Genomic DNA, 338 nt, shown 5'->3' on the forward strand with positions numbered 1-338 from the left:
GGCATCTGCAAAATCGTAAGATGAAGTATAGGTGCTGACACCTGCCCGGTGCTGGAAGGTTAAGAGGAGAGCTTAGCTGCAAAGCGAAGGTTTGAATTGAAGCCCCAGTAAACGGCGGCCGTAACTATAACGGTCCTAAGGTAGCGAAATTCCTTGTCGGGTAAGTTCCGACCTGCACGAAAGGTGTAATGATTTGGGCACTGCCTCAACGAGAGACTCGGTGAAATTATAATACCCGTGAAGATGCGGGTTACCCGCGACAGGACGGAAAGACCCCATGGAGCTTTACTGCAGTTTAATATTGGGTATCTGTCAAGCATGTACAGGATAGGTAGGAG

The 338-nt window shown here is 49.1% G+C and carries 1 rRNA gene; it reads left to right on the forward strand.

Annotated features, from left to right (window positions below):
• Positions 1–338: ribosomal RNA gene (locus lacNas_RS07160) — 23S ribosomal RNA — on the forward strand; the annotation flags it as partial.

Source organism: Lactobacillus nasalidis, from assembly GCF_016587775.1.
GTDB lineage: Bacteria > Bacillota > Bacilli > Lactobacillales > Lactobacillaceae > Lactobacillus > Lactobacillus nasalidis.